Genomic DNA, 20,979 nt, shown 5'->3' with positions numbered 1-20,979 from the left:
CCGACCGAGCCGACTGCGCACCGCAGCAGGCAGAGCGCACACGTCGCCGACCGCCCAGGAGTCATGGGGAGCCCAACCAGGCCGTCAGGTCAGCAGCGGACCGATGAGGATCTCGGTGCCGTCGGGGCGATAGGTGCGCCATCGCCCGTCCGGTGGGCGTTCCACCCGGAACCCGTGGTGAACCTTGGTGTGGTGGCGTTCGCACAACAACGCTGAGTTCTGCAGGTTGGTCTCGCCGCCGTGCAGCCAGTGGATGAGGTGGTGGACGTCGCACCAGTGGGTCGGGGCGCCGCAGCCGGCGAACACACAGGACTTGTCCCGCCGCTCCACTGCCTTGCGCAGGCCTGGGGTGACCACCCGGTGGTCCCGGCCGAGATCGAGCGGGACGCCGTCGGGGCCCATCACGATCCGGGAGATGCTGCCGTCACAGGCCAGGTAGCGGGCACGGGCGGCGGAGATCGTCGCCCCGAACCCGGTGCTCGCCGCGCCCGGGCCGGTGGCCGGATCGACGAGGTCATCGAGATCGACGCCGACGACCACATGCGGCTTGACGGTGCGCAGGATCGGCAGGCTGCCCGAGGCCAGCTGGTTGTCGCACAGCTGCACGAGCGCGTCGGCGTTCTGCTGCGCGCGGGTCCGGTCGTCGCCCTGGGGTCGGTCGGCCTGCACGATCGACTCGATCGCCGCCTGCACCTTCTCCCCACCGACGGCATCGAGGTCGAACCGGCCGGTGACGCTGCCGTCGGAGTGCTTGGCGATCGTCAACCGGCGGCCCTCCGTCGGATCAGGCTCCGGGCCATCCGGGTCCAGCGCGTCCTCGAACGCCTGCACCGCGGCCACCAGCGACTGGTGCGGCGACTCGGCCGCCACCTGCGCCCACACCCGATCGAAGGCAGCGAGGTCGATGCCCTGCTCGGCAGCCTGCGCCCGCTCCGACTCCCCCACCGCGCCAGCGACCACGTCCATCTGCGCCGCGGTCACCGACCCCTCGGCGAACCCGGCGGCCAGCGCCGGGAAGTGCTCCAACGCCCGACCCGACCGCAGGATCCGCGACGCGTCACTCGCGGACAGCCGGGTGTGCCCGATCAACCACGACCGCATCGACTTCAACCCGTCGCGCTCCGCGGCCTGCGTGCTGTCTGCGCAGCGAACCGTGCGGGTCAACTCCGCCGACGCACGGTTCACCAGCTGCACCAGCATCGCCGTCCGGTCCAGCACCTGCCCGTCCGTGAACGAGTGCAGATCGTCGGCCGCCAAGGCGTCCAGAGCCGACATCAACTCGCTCACGGACACCTCCCGGCGCATTCGAACGTGTGTACGAATACTATCGCCGGAGCGATGACCGGGCAACACGAATCCGCAGGTCAAACGCCTGTCCACAGATGCGAGAAGCCCCTTGACACACCACCCGGCAGAGTCGCGAGAAGGGCGATGGGCGCCGCACCGTGTCCGATCCATCCGAGCCGCAGTGGAGAATGCGCGCATGACCCACGTGCTGGACCCGAACGCGCTGGCCGACACCAGCGGCGGAGCGGGCACCCCGCCCGACCCGTTCGCCGACGTCACCCGCTCGAACGACGCCTTCCGCGCGTTCCTGCACGGCCTCCCCGGCGTCGACCAGGTCGGCGCCGAGGCGCGGGCGAAGGTGCTGGGCACGCGGTCGATCAAGACGACCGCCAAGGCGTGGGCGATCGACACGGCGATCTCGATGGTCGACCTGACCACGCTGGAGGGCGCGGACACCCCGGGGAAGGTCCGCAGCCTGGCCGCCAAGGCCCGCCGTCCCGACCCGACGGACCCGGCCTGCCCGGCCGTCGCCGCGGTCTGCGTCTACGGCGACCTGGCCGGCGTGGCCAAGGAGGCCCTGGCCGGCACCGGCATCAACGTCGCCGCGGTGGCCACCGCCTTCCCCAGCGGCCGGGCCAGCCGGGAGGTCAAGCTCGCCGACGTCCGGGACGCCGTGGACAACGGCGCCGACGAGATCGACATGGTCATCGACCGCGGCGCGTTCCTGACCGGCCGCTACCTCGACGTCTTCGAGGAGATCGTCGCGGTCAAGGAGGCCTGCGGGTCCGCGCACCTCAAGGTGATCCTGGAGACCGGCGAGCTGGTCACCCTGGACGCCGTCCGCCGCGCCTCCTGGCTGGCGATGCTGGCCGGCGGCGACTTCATCAAGACCTCCACCGGCAAGGTCTCCCCCGCCGCGACCCTGCCGGTCTGCCTGGTGATGCTGGAGGCCGTGCGCGACTTCCGCGCCGCCACCGGCCGCCAGGTCGGCGTCAAGCCGGCCGGCGGCATCCGGACGACGAAGGACGCCGTCAAGCACCTGGTCCTCATCAACGAGACCGTGGGCGCGGACTGGCTGTCCCCCGACTGGTTCCGCTTCGGCGCCTCCAGCCTGCTCAACGACCTGCTCCTGCAGCGCCAGAAGCTCCGCACCGGCCACTACTCCGGCCCCGACCACGTGAGCGTCGACTGATGAGCATCTTCGAGTACGCCCCCGCGCCCGAGTCGCGGTCGATCGTCGACATCCGGCCCAGCTACGGGCTGTTCGTCGACGGCGAGTTCGCCGACGGCACCGGCACGCCCTTCACGACGGTCAACCCGGCCACCGAGGAGGTGCTGAGCGAGGTCGCCACCGGCAGCGACGCCGACGTCGACCGCGCCGTGCGCGCCGCCCGCCGCGCCTTCACCCGGGTGTGGGGCCCGATGCGCCCGGCCGACCGCGGCAAGTACCTGTTCCGCATCGCCCGGCTGCTGCAGGAGCGGGCCCGGGAGTTCGCCGTCCTGGAGACGCTGGACAACGGCAAGCCGATCCGGGAGAGCCGGGACGTCGACGTCCCGCTGGCCGCGGCGCACTTCTTCTACCACGCAGGCTGGGCCGACAAGCTCGAGCACGCGGGCCTCGGGCCGGCCCCGCGGCCGCTCGGCGTGGCCGGGCAGGTCATCCCGTGGAACTTCCCGCTGCTGATGCTGGCGTGGAAGGTCGCCCCGGCGCTGGCGACCGGGAACACCGTCGTCCTCAAGCCGGCCGAGACCACCCCGCTGACCGCACTGCTGTTCGCCGAGATCTGCCAGCAGGCCGACCTGCCCCCGGGCGTGGTCAACATCGTGACCGGCGCCGGGGAGACCGGCCGTGCGGTGATCAGCCACCCGGACGTCGACAAGGTCGCCTTCACCGGCTCGACCGAGGTGGGCCGCGCCATCGCCCGCGCGGTCGCCGGCACCGAGAAGCGGCTGACCTTGGAGCTCGGCGGCAAGGCGGCGAACATCGTCTTCGACGACGCCCCGATCGACCAGGCCGTCGAGGGCATCGTCCGCGGCATCTTCTTCAACCAGGGCCACGTGTGCTGCGCCGGCTCCCGGCTGCTGGTGCAGGAGTCGGTGCACGACGAGGTGGTCGCTTCGCTGCAGCGGCGGATCGGCACGCTGCGGGTCGGTGACCCGATGGACAAGAACACCGACCTGGGCGCGATCAACTCGGCCGAGCAGCTGGCCCGCATCCGTGAGCTAACCGCCTTCGGCGAGACCGAGGGCGCGACCTGCTGGCAGCCCGAGGGCGACCTGCCCGACCGCGGCTTCTGGTTCAAGCCGACCGTCTTCACCGACGTGTCCCCCGCCCACCGGATCGCCCGCGACGAGGTGTTCGGCCCGGTCCTCTCGGTGATGACCTTCCGCACTCCCGACGAGGCGGTCGCGAAGGCGAACAACAGCACCTACGGGCTCTCGGCCGGCGTCTGGTCCGAGAAGGGCTCCCGGATCCTGAAGATCACCGACCAGCTGCGCGCCGGCGTCGTGTGGGCCAACACGTTCAACGAGCTCGACCCCACCTCGCCGTTCGGCGGCTACAAGCAGTCCGGCTACGGCCGCGAGGGCGGCCGGCAGGGGCTCGCCGCCTACCTGAGGAGCGACTCCTGATGAGCGACCGGCTCACCGTGCGCAAGACGTACAAGCTCTACCTGGGCGGGGCCTTCCCCCGGTCGGAGTCCGGCCGCACCTACGAGGTGCACGACACCAAGGGGCACTTCCTGGCCAACGCCGCCTGGGCCTCCCGCAAGGACGGCCGGGACGCCGTGGTCGCCGCCCGCGGCGCGTTCGCGAAGTGGTCGGGAGCCACCGCCTACAACCGCGGCCAGGTGCTCTACCGGGTCGCCGAGGTGATGGAGGGGCGCGCCGCCCAGTTCACCGAGGAGGTCGCCGCCGGCGAGGGGCTCTCCACCGCGAAGGCCCGTGCCGCGGTGGACGCCGCGATCGACCGCTGGGTCTGGTACGCCGGGTGGACCGACAAGCTCGCCGCCGTGCTGGGCAGCACCAACCCGGTCGCCGGGCCGTACTTCGGCTTCTCGGTGCCCGAGCCCACCGGCGTCGTCGCGGTGCTCGCCCCGCAGCGCAGCTCGCTGCTCGGGCTGGTCAGCGTGCTCGCCCCAGTGCTGGCCGCGGGCAACACCGCCGTGGTGGTCAGCTCCAAGGAGCGCCCGCTGCCGGCGATCACCCTCGGCGAGGTGCTGGCCACCTCCGACGTCCCCGGCGGCGTGGTCAACCTGCTCACCGGTGACGCCGCGGAGATCGGACCGTGGCTGGCCGAGCACGCCGACGTCGACGCGATCGACCTGGCCGGTGCCCCCGCGCCGCTGGCGATGGAGCTGGAACGCTCCGCCGCCGGGACGATCAAGCGTGTGCTGCGGGCCCCGGCCGAGGAACCCGACTGGTCGGCCGACCCGGGGCTCTCCCGGCTGCGACCCTTCCTGGAGACGAAGAGCGTCTGGCACCCGATCGGCGTGTAGCGGGGCCGGGCAGCAGGCAGCGACACCGGCCTGCGCGGACCCGGACTCACCGGGCAGGATGGGCGGGTGCCCAGGCCCAGCATCGTCCCCATCGCCCTGACCCTCGACGACCGCACGGGCTACACGCTCTGGGCGCCGCCGTGGGAAGAGGACGGCGAGGAGTGGCAGGCGTTCCTCGGCAGCACCGTCGACGTGCCGGCCGACATCAACGACGACGACCCCGAGGCCCCCGGCCCCACCGCGGTCGTCCACCTGTTCCCCTCGCCGGCCGCACTGGCCGCGTTCTGCCGGGTGAGCACCGACCACGACCTGGTCGACCACCCGGTCTGGCCCGCGGTGTCGACGCTGGGCGCCGCCGACCTCACCCCTGACGAGGACCACCGCTACGACCTGGACGGCGTCTACGACATCGTCGCGGAGAACCCCGACCGCTGGGCAGTCGAGGAGCTCGCCGCCGACGTGGACATCGTCGGCCGGCTCGCCGAGTGCTGCGACACCACCGGCGACGAGGACGACGAGGACCTCGAGGAAGACGAGACCAGCTTCGAGGCCGTCGCCGAGCTGGTCTCCCGCCCCGAGATCGCGGCGCTCGGCCTGGGCGTCGGGGCGTTCCTCGGCCGCAGCGGCGAGGAGAGCTGGGCACGGCTGGGCACCGCCGTCGACGAGCTGTGGGAGGACGTCCTCGAGGAGCTCGACGAGCACCTGGACTGGACCGGCGCCGGCACCGTGTCGACGGACGACTACCCATCCGCCGCCGAGGAGGCCGAGGCCCGCGCCGCCGACCCGGACGACGAGGAGGACGACGAGGAGGTCGACGTCGCCCCGACGGACCGCCCCGCCGCCGGTTCCACCGCGGCCAGCCCGGCGGAGGCGTCCACCGCCGGCGTCCGGACCGTCCGCAGCGGCAGCGGGCTGACCGCGACCCCCGCGGCCGTCGCCGCCGCCCAGGAGTTCTGGGAGGCGGTCGGCATCCTCCCGGTGGAGCTGGTCGTCCCGGAGGGCGCCGGGGTCACCCTGCGCTGCTACGTCGACGACCGGGCGCGCTTCCTCGGCCGGGACGGTCAGGTGTTCGTCTTCCCGACCCCGGTCGAGCTGGCGCGATTCTGCGCCGGCGACGAGGCGCACGACCTCACCGAGATCGCCTCCTGGCCCGAGGTGGCCGACACCGACACGATGCCGCTGCCGGCCGACGAGGACCGCTACGACCTGTCCGCCCTGGCCGAGGTGCTGGCCGAGGTGGCCGGGGGCGCCGGCGGACTGGTGACCCACCAGGCACTGGCCCAGCCGGCCGAGGGCGCGTTGGACCTGGCCGAGTACGCCGGGCTCCCGCGGGTGCAGCAGCAGTTCAGCCCGGGCGCCGCGCTCGGCCAGGCCGTGGCCCGCAGCGAGACCGAGCCGACCGCCCCGCTGTCGGGCGAGGACGCTGCGGTGCTGGCCGCGGCGTGGGCCGACGTCCTCGCCGACATCGGCACCGCCCTGGTCTTCCGCAGCGACGTCGAGCGCTAGGGAGACCCGGACACGGCAACGGCCGGCCCCCGCGATGCGGGAGCCGGCCGTTGCCGTTCAGGCCCCGTCGCTACGGACGGGGCCCCTGCTCAGAAGGAGCGGGCCGGGCGCGAGGGCCGGCCACCGGCGCGGTGCCCCTCGCTCGAGCCGCGGTAGCCACCGGTGCGACGCTCGCCGCCACCAGAACGATCCCGTTCGCCGTAGGAGCGCTCGCCCGAGGGGCGGTCTCCGTACGAGCGGTCGCGGTCGCCGGAGGGACGGGCAGCCGCACCGCGATCCCGATCGCCGTAGGAGCGCTCGCCCGAGGGGCGGTCTCCGTACGTGCGATCGCGGTCGCCGGAGGGACGGCGCGGGCCACCACGGTAGCCACCGGGGCGCTCACCGGTGGGACGACGCCCGCCGGAACCGCCGGCCGGACGGCGCGACTCGCGCACCGGACGGACGATGGGCTCGACGAACGTGCCACCGGCGACGAGGTCCGCGATCGGGGCGTCGCCCGGGCGGATCCGCGACACCTGCGGGTCGAGCTTGGCCTGGCGGAACCGGCGCTTGGCCTGGCCCACCTGGTCCGGCAGGAGCAGCGAGACCACGACGCCTGCGGCACCGGCGCGCGCGGTGCGGCCGGAACGGTGCAGGTAGGTCTTGTGGTCTGCCGGCGGGTCGTAGTGCAGGACCAGCGACACGTCGTCGACGTGGATGCCACGCGCGGCGACGTCGGTGGCCACCAGCACCGGGCTGCGGGCGTCGGTGAACGCCTCCAGCGCGCGGCGGCGGGCCGCCTGCGGGAGCCCACCGTGGATGGGCTCGGCCGCGATGCCGACCTGCTGCAGGTTGCCGGCCAGCCGGTCGGCACCGTGCTGGGTGCGCACGAAGATGATGATCCGGCCCGGACGGGCGGCCATCGCCTCGGTGATCTTCAGCTTGTCCGGGAAGGACACGCTGTAGGCCAGGTGCTCGGCCTGCGGGCCGGTGTCCGCTGCCTTGGCGACCTCGTGGCGGGCCGGGTCCTTGAGGTAGCGACGCACCAGGGTGTCGACCTCGCCGTCCAGCGTGGCCGAGAACAGCAGCCGCTGGCCGTCGTTCCGGGTCTGGTCGAGCAGCTCCTTGACCACCGGCAGGAAGCCGAGGTCGGACATGAAGTCGGCCTCGTCGATGACCGAGACGACGACCTCGGAGAGGGTCGCCTCGCCCTGGTTGATCAGGTCCTGCAGCCGCCCGGGGGTGGCGATGAGCACGTCGACGCCGCGACGCAGCTGCTGGATCTGGCGGTACATCGAGGCACCGCCGTAGACGGCGGCCAGCTGGACGCCGTTGGACTGCCCCAGCGGGGCCAGGTTGTCGTGCACCTGCTGGGCCAGCTCACGGGTCGGCACCAGGATCAGGCCACGCGGCGCGCGGCGGCCCTGCTGGGCGTCGGCACCGAGCCGGGCCAGCAGCGGGAGGCCGAAGGCCAGCGTCTTGCCCGAGCCGGTGGCGGCCTTGCCGAGCACGTCGCGCCCGGCGAGGGCGTCCGGCAGGGCGGAGGTCTGGATGGCGAAGGGGTGACGGATGCCCTTGCGCTCGAGCGCGGTGACCAGCGGCTGGGGCAGGCCCAGCTGGGCGAAGGTCGGGCCGGTGGGCTCGGGCGCCGCCTCGGCCACGGGGGCCTCGGTGACGGGCGCGTCGAGGACGGCGGCGTCAGCCGGGGCGTCCTGCAGAGCGGGGGTGTTCTGAACGTCGACAGAGTCGAACGAGGACAAGCGGGGACTCCGATACAGATCGGCGCGCGTCCCGTGGTGAAGGTGGTCGCCGGATGTCCGGCGTCCACGCTGGTGATCGGGGGCGTCTGCTATGACGCGTGATCTGCACGGATGCGCTGTGCCCGGGCAGGACCGCCCGGGAGGATGACCGGCGTTCACCGGCACGTCCAGGTTAGCAGCGACCGCGCCCAGAAGATTCCCGAGCGTGGGTGACCCTGCTCGCGCGAGTCAGGAGCGCAGCGCCTCGAAGCCCGGGCTGAGCACGTCGGTGAACACGCGGGCACGCACCGCGTCGTCGGCGAAACCGCCGCGCAGCGCCCGCTCGGCGACCGCCTGCACGTCGTCCCAGCCCCACCCGAAGGTGTCCACGACGGCGGCCAGCTCGCTGGTCGCCGACACCCCGCTCATCAGCCGGTTGTCCGTGTTGAGGGTCACGGTGAAGCCGGCCCGGTGCAGCCGGTCGACGGGGTGGTCGGCCAGCGTCGGGTAGGCGCCGGTCTGCACGTTGGACGACGGCGCGACCTCCAGCGGCACCTGCTCGTCGCGCACCCGCTCGGCCAGCTCGCCCAGGGGCCCGTCGACCGGCACCTCGTCGGCGATCCGCACCCCGTGGCCGAGGCGCTCGGCGCCGGCGCCGTCCAGCGCCGCCCGGATGGACTCGATGCCGGCCGCCTCCCCGGCGTGCACCGTGCGGTGGGCACCGGCGCGGTCCAGCAGCTCGATCGCCGCGGGGATGCGGTCCGGCGGGAAGCCGTCCTCCGGCCCGGCCAGGTCGAAGCCGACCACCCCGACGTCCCGGTGCCGCACGACCTGCTCGGCGACCTCCACCCAGCGGTCGGTCTGGCGCATGGCGCACAACAGCGTGCCGACGACGATCGGGTGCCCGGCGGCCGCGGCCTCCCGGCTGCCCTGGGCGTACCCGTCGAGCATGGCCTCGACCGCGGCGTCCAGCGACATGCCGCCCGCGGTCAGCAGCTCCGGCGCCATCCGCACCTCGGCGTAGACGACCCCGTCGGCGGCCAGGTCCAGCGCGCACTCGCGGGCCACCCGCTGCACCGCCTCGGGACGCTGCATCACCGCGACGGTGTGCGCGAAGGTCAGCAGGTAGCGCTCCAGCGACCCGGAGTCGGCAGCCTCGCGGAACCACCGGCCCAGCGCCTCGGGCTCGTCGGCGGGCAGCTCGCGGTAGCCGACCTCGTCGGCCAGCTCGAGCACCGTCTGCGGCCGCAGCCCGCCGTCCAGGTGGTCGTGCAGCAGCACCTTCGGCGCGCGGGTGAGGGTCTCGACATCCAGGGGCGCGGCGGGCATCCCCGCACGTTACCCAGGCGTTCCCGGGCCCCTGCGCTGCGTCACCGGTCGACGCGGTCCTGCCAGCGGAAGGTGCGCACGCAGAGCACCAGGCCGACGACGCACCAGATGGCCAGCACCAGGGCGACCCGGCCCAGCTCCCAACTGCCGGCCGGCTCCTGCGCGGCCAGCGCGTCGGGGAGGAACACCGACCGCAGCCCCTGCGCCATCCACTTCAGCGGGAAGACCGCAGCCACCGTCTGCAGCCAGGTGGGCACCTCGCTGAACTGGAAGAACACCCCGGAGATGAACTGCAGGACCAGCGCCACCGGCGTGACCGTCGCGGAGGCCGAGCGCCCGTTGCGGGCCAGGCTGGAGACGGCGATGCCCAGCAGCGTGCAGGCCGCCGAGCCCAGCGCGGCGACCCAGGCGAAGATCAGCCAGTCGGCCCCGGACGGCAGGTCGACGTCGTAGAACACCACTCCGATGACCAGCAGGATCGCCACGATCGCCACGGTGACGACCAGGACCTGGACGACCTTCCCGACGAAGTAGGCGCTCTTGGGCATCGGGGTGCCGGCCAGGCCCTTGAGGGTGCCGTCGCTGCGCTCGGTGGCGATGCCGATGGCCATGTTCTGCAGGCTGGCGCCGAGGATCCCGGCGGCGATCACGCCGGCCATGAAGTACTGGGTGAAGCTGACCCCGGAGCCGAGCTCGTAGTCCAGCACCGCCCCGAACACCAGCAGCAGGATCACCGGGAACATCAGGGTGAAGACGACGGACTCCCGCTGCCGGAAGAACTCCTTGAGCTCGACCCCCGCCCGGGTGCGGCAGACGCTGCCGATCGACGGCAGCGAGCGTTCCTCGGTCGTGGTCATGACGGTTCGCCGATCATCCGCAGGTAGACGTCCTCGAGCGTCGGCCGGGCGACGGCCAGGTCGGGCACCTCGCCGGGGAAGCGGGTGGCCAGCTCCGCGACGAGGGCCGTCGGGCTGGCGGTCTCCGCGGTGCGCCGGACGCCGTCCTCGGTCCAGCTGACGACGGCCGGCGCCGTCCCCCGCCCGCCCAGCGCGGAGGGAACGGCCACCTCGACCAACCGGCCCCGGGTGATGACGCCGACCCGGTCGGCCAGTTCCTCGGCCTCGTCCAGGTAGTGCGTGGTCAGCAGCATCGTGGTGCCCAGGTCGCGCAGCGAGCGGATCAGCGACCAGAACTGCCGGCGGGCCTCCGGGTCGAAGCCGGTGGTGGGCTCGTCGAGGAACAGCAGCCGCGGCCGGCCGACGATGCCCAGCGCGACGTCCAGCCGGCGGCGCTGACCGCCGGAGAGCGTCCGCCCGCGGGCACCGGCCTTCTCGGTCAACCCGACCAGCTCCAGCACCTCGGCCGGGTCCCGCGGGTCGGGGTAGTAGGCGGCCTGCGCGCGCAGCAGCTCCAGGCAGCTCAGCTGGCTGTCCCCCGCGCCGGACTGCAGCACGATGCCGAGCTCGGCCTTCCAGCGTCGCCCACCGGCCGCCGGGTCGACGCCGAGCACGCGGACGTCGCCGCCGTCACGGGCGCGGTAGCCCTCCAGCACCTCGACGGTGGTCGTCTTGCCCGCACCGTTGGGGCCGAGCAGGGCGAAGATCTCCCCGCGCCGGATGTCCAGGTCCACGCCGTCGACGGCGTTGCGGTCGCCGTAGCGCTTCACCAGCCCGCGGATGCTGATCGCGGCATCCGGATCGAGTGAGGTGGACGGCTGGACCGCTCCGGGCGCGGGTGCGGCGGGCGTTCGGGTCACGAACGGTCAGTGTCCTCTCCCCGGCTGTGCACCCCGCGCCACCCCTCTTCCGACGATCATGGAGCCGGCGGGACGACTCACCGGCTCTGTCCCCCTCGCAGGGCCCCGCCGCGAGCCTGCGAGTGGTGGGGGGCGAGGGGTCCTCCTAGATCCGGTCGAGCAGCAGGGGCAGCGGCTCGTCGTCGGTGTCGACGCCGACCGCGCCTTCCAGCGCCTCCAGGGCGCGCGGGATGCGGGCGGCGTCGTCGGTCTGCAGCTCCAGCAGCGGCTGGCCGGCGGTCACCTGCTCCCCCACCCCGGCGTGCCAGACGACGCCGGCCGCGGCCGACACCGGGTCCTCCTTGCGGGCCCGGCCGGCACCCAGCCGCCAGGCGGCCACCCCGAGGGCGTAGGCGTCCAGCCGAGTCAGCGTGCCGGTGGCCGGGGCGGTCACCACGTGCCGCTCGGCCGGCTGCGGCAGCGCGGCGTCCGGGTCACCGCCCTGGGCGGTGATCATCCGGCGCCACACGTCCATCGCCCGGCCGTCGGCCAGGGCGTCCGCGGGGTCGACGTCGTCCCGGCCCACGCCGGCGAGCATCTCCCGCGCCAGGGCGAGAGTCAGCTCGACCACGTCGGCCGGCCCACCCCCGGCCAGCACCTCCACCGACTCGGCGACCTCGACCGCGTTGCCGGCGGCCCGACCCAGCGGCCGGTCCATCGCGGTCACCAGGGCCACCGTGCGCACCCCGGCCGCCTCGCCCAGCCCGACCATCGTGCGGGCCAGGGTGCGGGCGTCGGCCGGGTCGCGCATGAACGCACCCGACCCGGTCTTCACGTCCAGCACCAGCGCGTCGGCACCCTCGGCGATCTTCTTGCTCATGATCGAGCTGGCGATCAGCGGGATCGACTCGACGGTGCCGGTCACGTCCCGGAGGGCGTAGAGCACCTTGTCCGCCGGGGCCAGGTCCGAACCCGCGGCGCAGATGACCGCGCCGACGTCCCGGAGCTGGGCCAGGTAGGCCTCCTCGTGGACGTCGGCCCGCCACCCGGGGATCGACTCGAGCTTGTCCAGGGTGCCGCCGGTGTGCCCGAGCCCGCGGCCGGACAGCTGCGGCACCGCGACACCGCAGGCGGCGACCAACGGGGCCAGCGGCAGGGTGATCTTGTCGCCCACGCCGCCGGTGGAGTGCTTGTCCGCGGTCGGCCGGCCCAGCGAGGAGAGGTCCTTGCGGACGCCGGAGTCGATCATCGCCTGGGTCCAGGCCGCGAGCTCGTCGGCGGACATCCCGCGGAAGAAGACCGCCATGAGCAGGGCGCTCATCTGCTCGTCGGGCACGACCCGGTCGGTGTAGGCACCGACCACCCAGCGGATCTGCTCCGGGGTCAGCGACCGGCCGTCGCGCTTGGCCCGGATGACGTCGATGGCGTCGAACGGCTGCGTCATCGGGACGCCGCCTTCACCAGGTCGTCGGGGCCGAACGCGTCGGGCAGGACCTCGCGCATCGGCACGATCCCCAGCGACACCGTCTCGATCATCATCTCGGCTCCCCCGTGCTCCCAGAGCAGTTGCCGGCACCGGCCGCACGGCATCAGTGGCTGCCCGTCCCCGCCCACGCAGGCCACCGCGACCAGCCGGCCACCGCCGGAGCGGGCCAGGTCGCTGACCATGCCGCACTCGGCGCACAGCCCGAGCCCGTAGGAGGCGTTCTCCACGTTGCACCCGGTGACCACGCGCCCGTCGTCGACCAGGCCGGCCACCCCCACCGGGAACCGCGAGTAGGGGGCGTAGGCGTGGCCCATCGCCTCCCGGGCGGCGCTCCGCAGGGCGTCCCAGTCGATCTCGGGCACTAGTGCTCTCCTCGTCGGTAGACCAGCCCGTCGGCCTTCGGCGGCCGCAGCCGTTGCGAGGCCAGCGACAGGACCAGCAGCGTGGTCAGGTGCGGGGTGAAGGAGACGATGCCGTCGGGCAGCTCGTCGATGGTCCAGAACGCCGCCAGCGCCGCGGCCGCGAAGGCGGCCGCGATGATCGCCTGGGTGTGCTTGCCGCGGACGACCTGCCAGACGGCCACCGCAGCGAGCAGGAACGCCACCAGCAGCAGCAGTGCCACCACCGCGGTCTGGCTGCGCAGCTGGAGCGCATCGGCGAAGCCGAACAGGCCGGCGCCGGCAGCCAGGCCACCCGGCCGCCAGTTGCCGAAGATCAGCGCGGCCAGACCGATGAACCCGCGCCCGTTGGTCTGCCCCTCCCGGTAGATGTTGGCGATGAAGACCAGGAAGACACCGCCCAGGCCGGCGAGCATGCCGGAGATGACCACCGCGATGTACTTGAGCCGGTAGACCGGGACACCGAGGGAGTCCGCGGCCGCCGGGTTCTCCCCGCAGGAGCGCAGCCGCAGGCCGAACGCCGTCCGCCAGAGCACCAGGTAGGCCGCCGGGACCATCAGGACGGCCAGCACGGTCAGCACGCCGACACCGTTGCTCACCCCGCGGAGCAGGCCGGCCAGGTCGCTGATCAGGAACCAGCCCTGGGACTCCAGGTCACCGAGCAGGTCGGGGCCGGAGGAGAGCACCGGCAGCGAGAAGCTCGGTGGGCGGCTGGACAGCGTCGGTGACTGGGTGACCCCACCGCCCGCGGCGTTGTCGGTGTAGAGGAGCTCGGAGAGGAAGCGGACGACGCCGGCGGCCAGGATGTTGATGGCCACGCCGGAGACGACGTGGTCGACGCCGAAGGTGACGGTGGCGACGGCGTGCAGCAGGCCGCCGAGCGCACCGAAGAGCGCGCCACCGGCCAGGGCACCGACCCAGCCCCACTGGTAGCCGGCCCAGCCGGCTCCCCAGGTGCCCAGGATCATCATGCCCTCGAGCCCGATGTTCACCACGCCCGCGCGCTCGGCGAACAAGCCGCCGAGGGCGACCAGCAGGAGCGGCACGGCGAGCAGCAGCGCGGCGCCGAAGGTCGACGACGACGTCAGCGCCTGCTGCCCGGAGATCACCCGGACGGCGGAGAACAACACCAGCAGCCCGACCAGCAGCCAGGCCACCCTCCTGGCCCGGCCACCGCCGAGGAACAGCTCGGCCAACGGGCCCCGGCCGGTGCCGGCACCGGGTACGGCGGTCGCGGCGCTCATGCTCCTGCTCCCTGACGGCTGTCGGTGCGGCCGGCGTCACCGGCCGCGTTGCGGACCCCGACGCCGGTCCCGGTGCCGGTCGTGGGGCCGACGTCCGGTGGCGGCCCGTCACCGGGCCCCTGCCCGCCACCGGTGCTGCCGTCACCGGAGGTGGGCGGCGCGACGGCGCTGCCGCCCTCGGCCTGCCGCCTGGTCACGCGGCGGGCGACCTCGTTGGCGATGACGACGGCGAGCACGATCGTGCCCTGGATGATCGTGACGACCGAGGCCGGGATGTCGGCGAACTGCAGCGGGATCGCGGCCCGGTCCAGGAAGGCGAACAGCAGCGCACCGAACGCGATCCCCAGCGGGGAGTTGCGGCCCAGCAGCGCCACGGCGATGCCCAGGAAGCCCAGGCCGGCGGTGAACTCGGTGTTGTAGCTGCGCGCGTCACCGAGCAGGTCGGGCATGCCGATCAGGCCGGCGATGGCGCCGGAGATGAGCATCGTCTTGAGCACCATCGCGCGGGCGTCCACGCCGCTGGCGGTGGCCGCGGACGCCGACATCCCGGTGGCCCGCAGGTCGAAGCCGAACCGGGTGCGCTTGATCAGCACCGCCACGGCGATGCCGACCACCACGGCCACGACCAGGAAGCCGTAGAGCTCCGAGCGCGGCTCGGCCAGGCCCAGCCCGGTGAGCACGCCGTTCAGCCCGGGGAACCAGCCGGACTCGGGGATCGGGCTGGTGGTGATGATCGAGGCGCCCTCAGCGGAACCCCGCAGCGGCCCGGTGAGCAGGTACGACGCCAACCCCAGGGCGATGAAGTTGAGCATGATCGAGCTGATCACCTCGCTCACGCCCCGGGTCACCTTCAGCACGGCGACGATGCCGGCCCAGAAGGCCCCGACCGCCATCGCGACGGCGATGATGAACAGCAGGTGCAGCGGGCCGGGCAGGACCACCGCCGCACCGGCGCCGGCGGCCAGCACCGTCGCGATCCGGTACTGGCCCTCGACGCCGATGTTGAACAGCCCCATCCGGAAGGCCACCGAGACCGCCAGCCCGGCCAGGAAGAGCGGCACGGCCCGGTTGAGCACGACCACGATCGCCTGGGTCTGCTGGGCGGGCGAGTCGCCGAAGTCGAACATCACCCGGACCGCGGTGGCCGGGTTCTGGCCGATCAGTGCGATGACGGCCGCGGACAGGACGAGCGCCACGACCAGCGCGATGGCGGGGGCCATCAGCGACAGGCCCAACCGGCGGAGGGCGGTCACGCGGCACCGACCGAGTCGTCGCCGCGCGCAGCGCCGGTCATGTGCCCACCGAGCTCCTCCGGGGTGACCTGCCTGGGGTCCAGCGTCGCGACCAGCGCCCCGCGGAGCATCACGTGCAGCGTGTCGGACAAGCTGATCAGCTCGTCCAGGTCGGCCGAGACCAGCAGGATCCCCATCCCCTCCGCGCGCGCGTCCTTCAGCAGTTCCCAGATGCCCGACTGGGCGCCGACGTCGACACCGCGGGTCGGGTGGGCGGCGACCAGCAGCCGCGGGTGCGCGCTCATCTCCCGCCCGACGATCAGCTTCTGCTGGTTGCCCCCGGACAGCGCGATCGCCGCGGTGTCCGGCCCGGGTGCCCGGACGTCGTACTCCTGCATGATCCGGGCGGTGTCCGCGCGGGCGGCCCGCCGGTCGATGAACGCGCCCTTGACCGCCGGGGGCCGGGTCTGGTGCCCGAGGATCCGGTTCTCCCACAGCGGCGCGTCCAGCAGCATCCCCTGCCGGTGCCGGTCCTCGGGGACGAAGCCGATGCCGCCCTCGCGGCGCCGGCGGGTGCTCCAGTGCGCGACGTCCTCGTCGCCGAGCCGGAGCTCACCGGCGGCCAGCGGCCGCAGGCCCATGATCGCGTCGACGAGCTCCGCCTGGCCGTTGCCCTCGACCCCGGCGATGCCGACGACCTCTCCCTCACGGACGGTGAGGGAGACGTCGTCGACGACCGCCCGGCCACCGGCCGCGGCGGTGACGGTGACCCCGCGCATCCGGAGGACGGGGACCTCCCGCACCGTGGACTCGCGCTTCGCCGCGACGGGCAGCTCGGCACCGACCATCATCTCCGCCAGCTCCTTGGCCGACGTCGTCCGCGGGTCGGCGGTGCCGACGGTCGTGCCCCGGCGGATGACGGTGATCGAGTCGGCGACCTTGCGCACCTCGTCCAGCTTGTGCGAGATGAAGATGACGGTGAGGCCCTCGCGCTTGAGCTCGGCGAGGTTGCCGAACAGCTCGTCGACCTCCTGCGGGACCAGGACGGCGGTCGGCTCGTCGAGGATCAGGGTGGTGGCGCCCCGGTAGAGCACCTTCGCGATCTCCACGCGCTGCCGGTCGCCGACGCCGAGGTCCTCGACCAGGGTGTCGGGGTCCAGGCCCAGCGCGTAGCTGTCGGAGATCTCCTTGATCCGGCGGCGGGCCGCACTGCGGTCCAGCCGGCCGCCCTTGGTCGGCTCGCTGCCGAGCACGACGTTCTCCAGCACCGTGAAGTTGTCGGCCAGCATGAAGTGCTGGTGGACCATCCCGATGCCCGCGGCGATCGCGTCCGCCGGGCTCCGGAAGGTCACCGGCTCCCCGCCGAGCAGGATCTGCCCCTCGTCGGGGCGGTGCATGCCGTACAGCGTCTTCATCAGCGTCGACTTGCCCGCGCCGTTCTCGCCCACGATGGCGTGCACCTCACCGCGCCGGACGCGCAGTTCGATGTCCTTGTTGGCCACGACGCCGGGGAAGCGCTTGGTGATGCCGCGCAGCTCGACCGCCAGTGGTGCCGACTCGTTCAACGGGGTCTCCAGGTGGGCGCAGGACCGGGGCTGGTGACCGGAGGTCTTCCGGTCGTGAGCGCGTCGGACGACGTCCGGTCCGACGCGGAGACGGTACACACGGAAAACGGCGGGCCCAGGGGCGTGTACCGCCCCCTGGCCCGCCGCGTCCGTGCTGCTCAGGACGAGCGCGTCACGGGATCGCCGGGACCTCGATCTCGCCGTCGATGATCTGCTGGCGGAACTCGTCGATCTGGGTCTGGATGTCGTCGATCTGCCCGCCGGAGGTGGACAGGCCCACGCCGTCGGTGGACAGGTCGTTGATGATGTCCTGACCGCCCTCGACGGCGTCCTCGGAGTAGTCGGAGATGAACGACTCCACCGCGTTGTCGACCCGCTTCAGCATCGACGTCATGATCACCGCCTGCAGGGCCGGGTCACCGACCGTCTCGTACTGGTCGGAGTCGACGCCGATCGCCCGGCCACCGGAGGCGGCAGCCGCCTCGAAGACGCCCTGACCGGAGCCGCCGGCCGCGTGGTAGACGATGTCGGCACCGGCGTCGAACATGCCCTGGGCGACGATCTGGCCGCGGGCCGGGTCGCCGAAGCCGGAGAAGTCACCGGCCGGCGAGATGTACTGGGTGTCGACGACGATGTCCGGGTTCACCGCCTTGGCACCGGCCACGTAGCCGGCCTCGAACTTCTGGATCAGCGGGTTCTCGACGCCGCCGACGAAGCCGATGTGGTCGGTCTCGGACTTCAGCGCTGCAGCCGCGCCCGCGAGGAAGGACCCCTCCTCCTCGGCGAAGAGCAGGCCGGTCAGGTTCTCCGCGCCCATCTCCTCCACCGACGAGTCGACGACGGCGAACGTCGTCTCGGGGTACTCGGCGGCGATGTCGCCGATGATCTCGCCGTAGGCGAAGCCCACCCCGATGACCGGGTCGTAGCCCTGCTCGGCCAGCTGGGTGAGCAGCTCGGCCCGGTCGGAACCGTCGTCGTTGGGCGACAGCTCCTGCACCTCGCCGCCCATCTCCTCGATGGCGGCCTCGACCCCGGCGTAGGCCGAGTCGTTGAACGACTTGTCGCCGCGACCGCCGGTGTCGTAGGCGAGCCCGACCATCAACTCCTCGCCGGAGGCGCTGCCGCCGCCGCCGCCGCCATCGCCGGAACCGGTGTCGGTCTCGTCACTCGCGCAGGCCGCCAGGGCCATGCTGCCGGCCAGCAGCAGAGCTGCGGCCTTCATCCCACGCACTCGGCGCAAGACGGTCTCCTCTCTGAGAGGGCTCCTCCGACCAGTGGTCGGACGGAGCCCCGGTGCGGTGTGTTCCAGGCCTGCTGCGCCGTCCGGCTCACACGTACCGGCTCACGGGTACGAGGCGGTTCCGACGGCGACGTGCGCACGCTAACCGCGGCTCGGGCGCCGGAGACCCCCAGGCGAACGGATAGAGACCCGATCGTTGCCAAGGGGCAACACCCGGCACACACGACGGGCCCTCCGGGAGACCTCCGGCACACCGTCGACCGCCGCTGTTCGATCGGGCAGGCCACCGCGGGTTAGCGTCGGGCATGCGCCGACCCCTGCCGCTGCGCCGGCTGACCGCCGTGCTGCTCGTGGCCGGGCTGTGGGTGATCGGGCTCCTGCTGGCCCCCGCCGGCCCGGCCCTCGCCGAGTGGTCCCGGCCGACCGTCGACCCCTCGGCGCCGACCCCGACCACCCCGCACCCGGACGGGCCGCCGCAGGGCAGCGCCCCCGACGGCAGCACCGTCGGCGGCGAACGGCTGGACACCCGCGGCCTGGTGACCGTGGCCGGTGCACCGCCGCTCCCCGAGGGCATCGACGCCCGCGGCTGGCTGGTCGCCGACGCCGGGACCGGTGCGGTGCTGGGCGCGCGGGACCCACACGGCCGCTACTACCCGGCCAGCACCCTCAAGGCGCTGACGTTGCTCACCCTGGTGCCCGTCCTGGACCCCGCGCTGGTCGTCGAGAGCACCGTCGAGGACGAGGCGATCGAGGGCAGCCGGGTGGGTCTGGTGCGCGGCGGCCAGTACCCCGTCGATCTGCTCTTCCGCGCCCTGGTCATGCAGTCGGGCAACGACGTGGCCAACGCCCTCGCCCGGGCCGCCGGCGGAGTGGGTACGACCCTCGCCGCGATGAACGAGACGGCGGCCCACCTCGGCGCCCACGACACCGTGGCGGGCACGCCCTCCGGGCTGGACGTGGCCGGGCAGTCGTCCTCGCCCTACGACCTCGCGCTGATCCTGCGCCAGCTCGTCACCGACCCGTACAGCCTGGACCTGCTGCAGACCCGCACCGCACAGATGCCGACCGTCGGGACCTACGAGGGCTACCAGATCCAGAACCAGAACACCCTGCTCAGCAGCTACCCGGGCACCCTCGCCGGGAAGACGGGGTTCACCGACGCGGCCCGGCACACCTTCGTGGTGGCCGCCGAGCGCGACGGCCGGCGCCTGGTGGTCAGCGTCATGCAGGCCGAACGACGCCCGGTGCACGAGCTGGAGCAGGCCCGGCGGCTGCTGGACTGGGGCTTCGCCGTCCCGGCCGACGCCGAGCCCGTCGGCCGGCTGGTCGAGCCGGGCGAGGTCGCCGCCGCGATGGAGGCCGCGGAGGCCGCCGAGCAGATGGCGGCGGAGAAGACGGCGGCGATGGCGACCTCTGGCGGGACCGCGGCCGCCACCCCGGACACCCGAGCCGGCACGGGCTCCGTGGCAGCCCCCGGCTCCGCGACGGGCACCGCACCCCTCGTGCCCGCCGGGCTGGCGGCCGGCGCGCTGGTCATCGTGGCGGCCACCGTCATCGGCCGGCGTCGGGCGGTGCGCCGGATCGCGCCACCCGAGCCCGCCCCCGATCTGCACGACGGGCGATGAGCCGGGGCAGCAACCGGCCCGCAGTCGCGCCGACGACCGCGCCGGCCCCCAGCAGGGCGACGGCGAGCCGGCCCGGGGACGGGCCCGCCGCCCGCTCGTCGACCCGTGCGATGTCCGGCAGCGGCGTCGGCCCCGCTGGTCCGTGCGGGACGAGCGTGTCGGCGTGCTCGATCGCGGGGATCGTCGCCGTCCAGCAGGCGGTGAAGAACGCGAACCGGCAGACCACGTTGATCCAGATGATCAGGCCGACCAGACCGCCGAACGTCGAGGCGGTCACGTTGCCCCCGATCACCGTCAGGTAGAGGCCGCCGACCAGCTTCAGCGCCTCGAAGCCCACGGCGCCGAAGAACGCGCCGGGCATCAGCTGCCGGTAGCCGAACGGGGTGCCCGGCACCCCCCTGAGCAGCCACAGGAACAGCAGGACGTCCCCGGCCACGGCCAGCACGATCGGCAGCGCCCGGGCGAGCAGGAAGAAGCCGGGCGCCTCATCGACGTCGGTCAGGCCGAACACCCGGCCCGCGATGCTCGTCGCGCCGGTGGTGAGCGCGATGCTGAGCGCGCCCGCGACGCCGAACCAGAACAGCGACAGCAGGTCCCTGGCCCGGTCGGCCAGGAACTGCGGCGGGTCTGCCCGACCCCGCCAGACGATGTCCATGCCGATGCGCAGCTTGTCCATGGCGGCCAGCCCGATGAACACCACACCGAACAGGCCGACCACACCGAAGGTGGTGGCGCTGTCGACGGCCGTGGTGACGGTGTCCGCCAGGCTGTCCCCCGTCTCCCCGGGAATCGCGTCCCGCAGGGCCTGGAGGAGCTGGTCCTGCAGCAGCGGGTTGCCACGCAGCACCAGCCCGGCGACCGCCACGAGCAGCAGGGTCACCGGCGCCAGGGCGAGGAAGACGTAGTACGTCACCCCGGAGGCCATCAGGGTGGCGTGCACCCGGATGTAGCGCCGGCCGGCGCGGATCAGGTGGTCCAGCCAGGAGCGCCGGGCCCGCTGGCGCCGCACCGACCGCTTGGCCGCACCGGCCGCCCGGCTGACGGGGTTGGTCACCGGAGCCAGTCTGGGTGTCGCCCAGCGACCCCGCGCGGCAGCGGGCAGGGCCCGCCGCGGCCG

General features: G+C 73.4%; 17 protein-coding genes. 5 read left to right on the top strand and 12 right to left on the bottom strand.

Translation table 11 applies throughout. The annotated features are described in order from the left end of the window. Positions 1–84: 84 nt before the first annotated feature. Positions 85–1,287 carry an HNH endonuclease signature motif containing protein gene (locus O2W15_RS12655; RefSeq protein ID WP_269179938.1) on the bottom strand — a complete coding sequence of 401 codons (1,203 nt, stop codon included), beginning with the start codon at positions 1,285–1,287 and terminating at the stop codon, positions 85–87. A gap of 196 nt (positions 1,288–1,483) precedes the next feature. Between O2W15_RS12655 and deoC the strand changes: the two genes are divergently transcribed. The 4 genes from deoC (at position 1,484) to O2W15_RS12635 (ending at position 6,290) form a co-directional block, all read left to right on the top strand. Beyond that, positions 1,484–2,479, top strand: a complete 996-nt coding sequence (gene deoC, locus O2W15_RS12650; protein WP_269179664.1) for a deoxyribose-phosphate aldolase — start codon at positions 1,484–1,486, stop codon at positions 2,477–2,479. Next, on the top strand, positions 2,479–3,918 hold the full coding sequence (locus O2W15_RS12645; protein WP_269179663.1) for an aldehyde dehydrogenase family protein: 1,440 nt from the start codon (positions 2,479–2,481) through the stop codon (positions 3,916–3,918). Before deoC ends, O2W15_RS12645 begins: the two co-directional genes overlap by 1 nt. Next, positions 3,918–4,784 (top strand): aldehyde dehydrogenase family protein, encoded by an 867-nt coding sequence (locus O2W15_RS12640; protein WP_269179662.1) that lies wholly within the window; start codon positions 3,918–3,920, stop codon positions 4,782–4,784. Before O2W15_RS12645 ends, O2W15_RS12640 begins: the two co-directional genes overlap by 1 nt. A gap of 66 nt (positions 4,785–4,850) precedes the next feature. Then, complete coding sequence (locus O2W15_RS12635) at positions 4,851–6,290, top strand: hypothetical protein (protein ID WP_269179661.1); 1,440 nt, start codon at positions 4,851–4,853, stop codon at positions 6,288–6,290. A gap of 89 nt (positions 6,291–6,379) precedes the next feature. On the opposite strand, the gene O2W15_RS12630 is transcribed toward O2W15_RS12635, so the two are convergent. The 10 genes from O2W15_RS12630 to O2W15_RS12585 form a co-directional block, all read right to left on the bottom strand. After that, the gene (locus O2W15_RS12630; protein ID WP_269179660.1) at positions 6,380–8,029 is read right to left on the bottom strand and encodes a DEAD/DEAH box helicase; all 1,650 of its coding nucleotides are present in this window, start codon (positions 8,027–8,029) and stop codon (positions 6,380–6,382) included. Between the two features lie 228 nt (positions 8,030–8,257). Further along, positions 8,258–9,337 (bottom strand): adenosine deaminase, encoded by a 1,080-nt coding sequence (locus O2W15_RS12625; protein ID WP_269179659.1) that lies wholly within the window; start codon positions 9,335–9,337, stop codon positions 8,258–8,260. Positions 9,338–9,378: 41 nt separating this feature from the next. Then, entirely contained in the window at positions 9,379–10,194 is an 816-nt protein-coding gene (locus O2W15_RS12620; RefSeq protein ID WP_269179658.1) for an ABC transporter permease, read from the bottom strand. Further along, positions 10,191–11,093 (bottom strand): ABC transporter ATP-binding protein, encoded by a 903-nt coding sequence (locus tag O2W15_RS12615; RefSeq protein ID WP_269163010.1) that lies wholly within the window; start codon positions 11,091–11,093, stop codon positions 10,191–10,193. Before O2W15_RS12615 ends, O2W15_RS12620 begins: the two co-directional genes overlap by 4 nt. Positions 11,094–11,238: 145 nt before the next feature. Beyond that, on the bottom strand, positions 11,239–12,516 hold the full coding sequence (locus O2W15_RS12610) for a thymidine phosphorylase (protein ID WP_269163009.1): 1,278 nt from the start codon (positions 12,514–12,516) through the stop codon (positions 11,239–11,241). Continuing rightward, positions 12,513–12,920, bottom strand: a complete 408-nt coding sequence (locus tag O2W15_RS12605; RefSeq protein WP_269169035.1) for a cytidine deaminase — start codon at positions 12,918–12,920, stop codon at positions 12,513–12,515. Before O2W15_RS12605 ends, O2W15_RS12610 begins: the two co-directional genes overlap by 4 nt. Beyond that, complete coding sequence (locus tag O2W15_RS12600; RefSeq protein ID WP_269179657.1) at positions 12,920–14,200, bottom strand: ABC transporter permease; 1,281 nt, start codon at positions 14,198–14,200, stop codon at positions 12,920–12,922. Before O2W15_RS12600 ends, O2W15_RS12605 begins: the two co-directional genes overlap by 1 nt. Further along, positions 14,197–15,453, bottom strand: coding sequence for an ABC transporter permease (locus tag O2W15_RS12595; protein WP_269163006.1), 1,257 nt, complete (start codon positions 15,451–15,453; stop codon positions 14,197–14,199). The genes O2W15_RS12600 and O2W15_RS12595 overlap by 4 nt, the downstream gene beginning before the upstream one ends. Next, a complete protein-coding gene (locus O2W15_RS12590; protein WP_269179656.1) occupies positions 15,450–16,997 on the bottom strand; it encodes an ABC transporter ATP-binding protein in 1,548 nt (515 codons plus the stop codon). The genes O2W15_RS12595 and O2W15_RS12590 overlap by 4 nt, the downstream gene beginning before the upstream one ends. Positions 16,998–17,169: 172 nt before the next feature. After that, on the bottom strand, positions 17,170–18,228 hold the full coding sequence (locus O2W15_RS12585; RefSeq protein ID WP_269179937.1) for a BMP family lipoprotein: 1,059 nt from the start codon (positions 18,226–18,228) through the stop codon (positions 17,170–17,172). Between the two features lie 314 nt (positions 18,229–18,542). Between O2W15_RS12585 and O2W15_RS12580 the strand changes: the two genes are divergently transcribed. Then, positions 18,543–19,862: a D-alanyl-D-alanine carboxypeptidase family protein gene (locus tag O2W15_RS12580; protein ID WP_269179655.1), complete on the top strand. Its 1,320-nt coding sequence runs from the start codon at positions 18,543–18,545 to the stop codon at positions 19,860–19,862. Here O2W15_RS12580 and O2W15_RS12575 read toward each other — a convergent pair. Further along, on the bottom strand, positions 19,789–20,916 hold the full coding sequence (locus tag O2W15_RS12575) for a YihY/virulence factor BrkB family protein (protein ID WP_269179654.1): 1,128 nt from the start codon (positions 20,914–20,916) through the stop codon (positions 19,789–19,791). The genes O2W15_RS12580 and O2W15_RS12575 overlap by 74 nt on opposite strands. Between the last annotated feature and the right edge of the window lie 63 nt (positions 20,917–20,979).

It is taken from the genome of Modestobacter sp. VKM Ac-2979 (genome assembly GCF_026967995.1).
Taxonomy (GTDB): domain Bacteria; phylum Actinomycetota; class Actinomycetes; order Mycobacteriales; family Geodermatophilaceae; genus Modestobacter.
This window is presented reverse-complemented; position numbering and strand designations above follow the sequence as displayed.

Excerpts from the sequence above, each read along its gene's own strand:
- deoC (WP_269179664.1), top strand. The coding sequence starts at position 1,484 with ATGACCCACGTGCTGGACCCGAACGCGCTGGCCGACACCAGCGGCGGA.
- O2W15_RS12645 (WP_269179663.1), top strand. The coding sequence starts at position 2,479 with ATGAGCATCTTCGAGTACGCCCCCGCGCCCGAGTCGCGGTCGATCGTC.
- O2W15_RS12640 (WP_269179662.1), top strand. The coding sequence starts at position 3,918 with ATGAGCGACCGGCTCACCGTGCGCAAGACGTACAAGCTCTACCTGGGC.
- O2W15_RS12625 (WP_269179659.1), bottom strand. The coding sequence starts at position 9,337 with ATGCCCGCCGCGCCCCTGGATGTCGAGACCCTCACCCGCGCGCCGAAG.
- O2W15_RS12620 (WP_269179658.1), bottom strand. The coding sequence starts at position 10,194 with ATGACCACGACCGAGGAACGCTCGCTGCCGTCGATCGGCAGCGTCTGC.
- O2W15_RS12610 (WP_269163009.1), bottom strand. The coding sequence starts at position 12,516 with ATGACGCAGCCGTTCGACGCCATCGACGTCATCCGGGCCAAGCGCGAC.
- O2W15_RS12600 (WP_269179657.1), bottom strand. The coding sequence starts at position 14,200 with ATGAGCGCCGCGACCGCCGTACCCGGTGCCGGCACCGGCCGGGGCCCG.
- O2W15_RS12580 (WP_269179655.1), top strand. The coding sequence starts at position 18,543 with ATGCGCCGACCCCTGCCGCTGCGCCGGCTGACCGCCGTGCTGCTCGTG.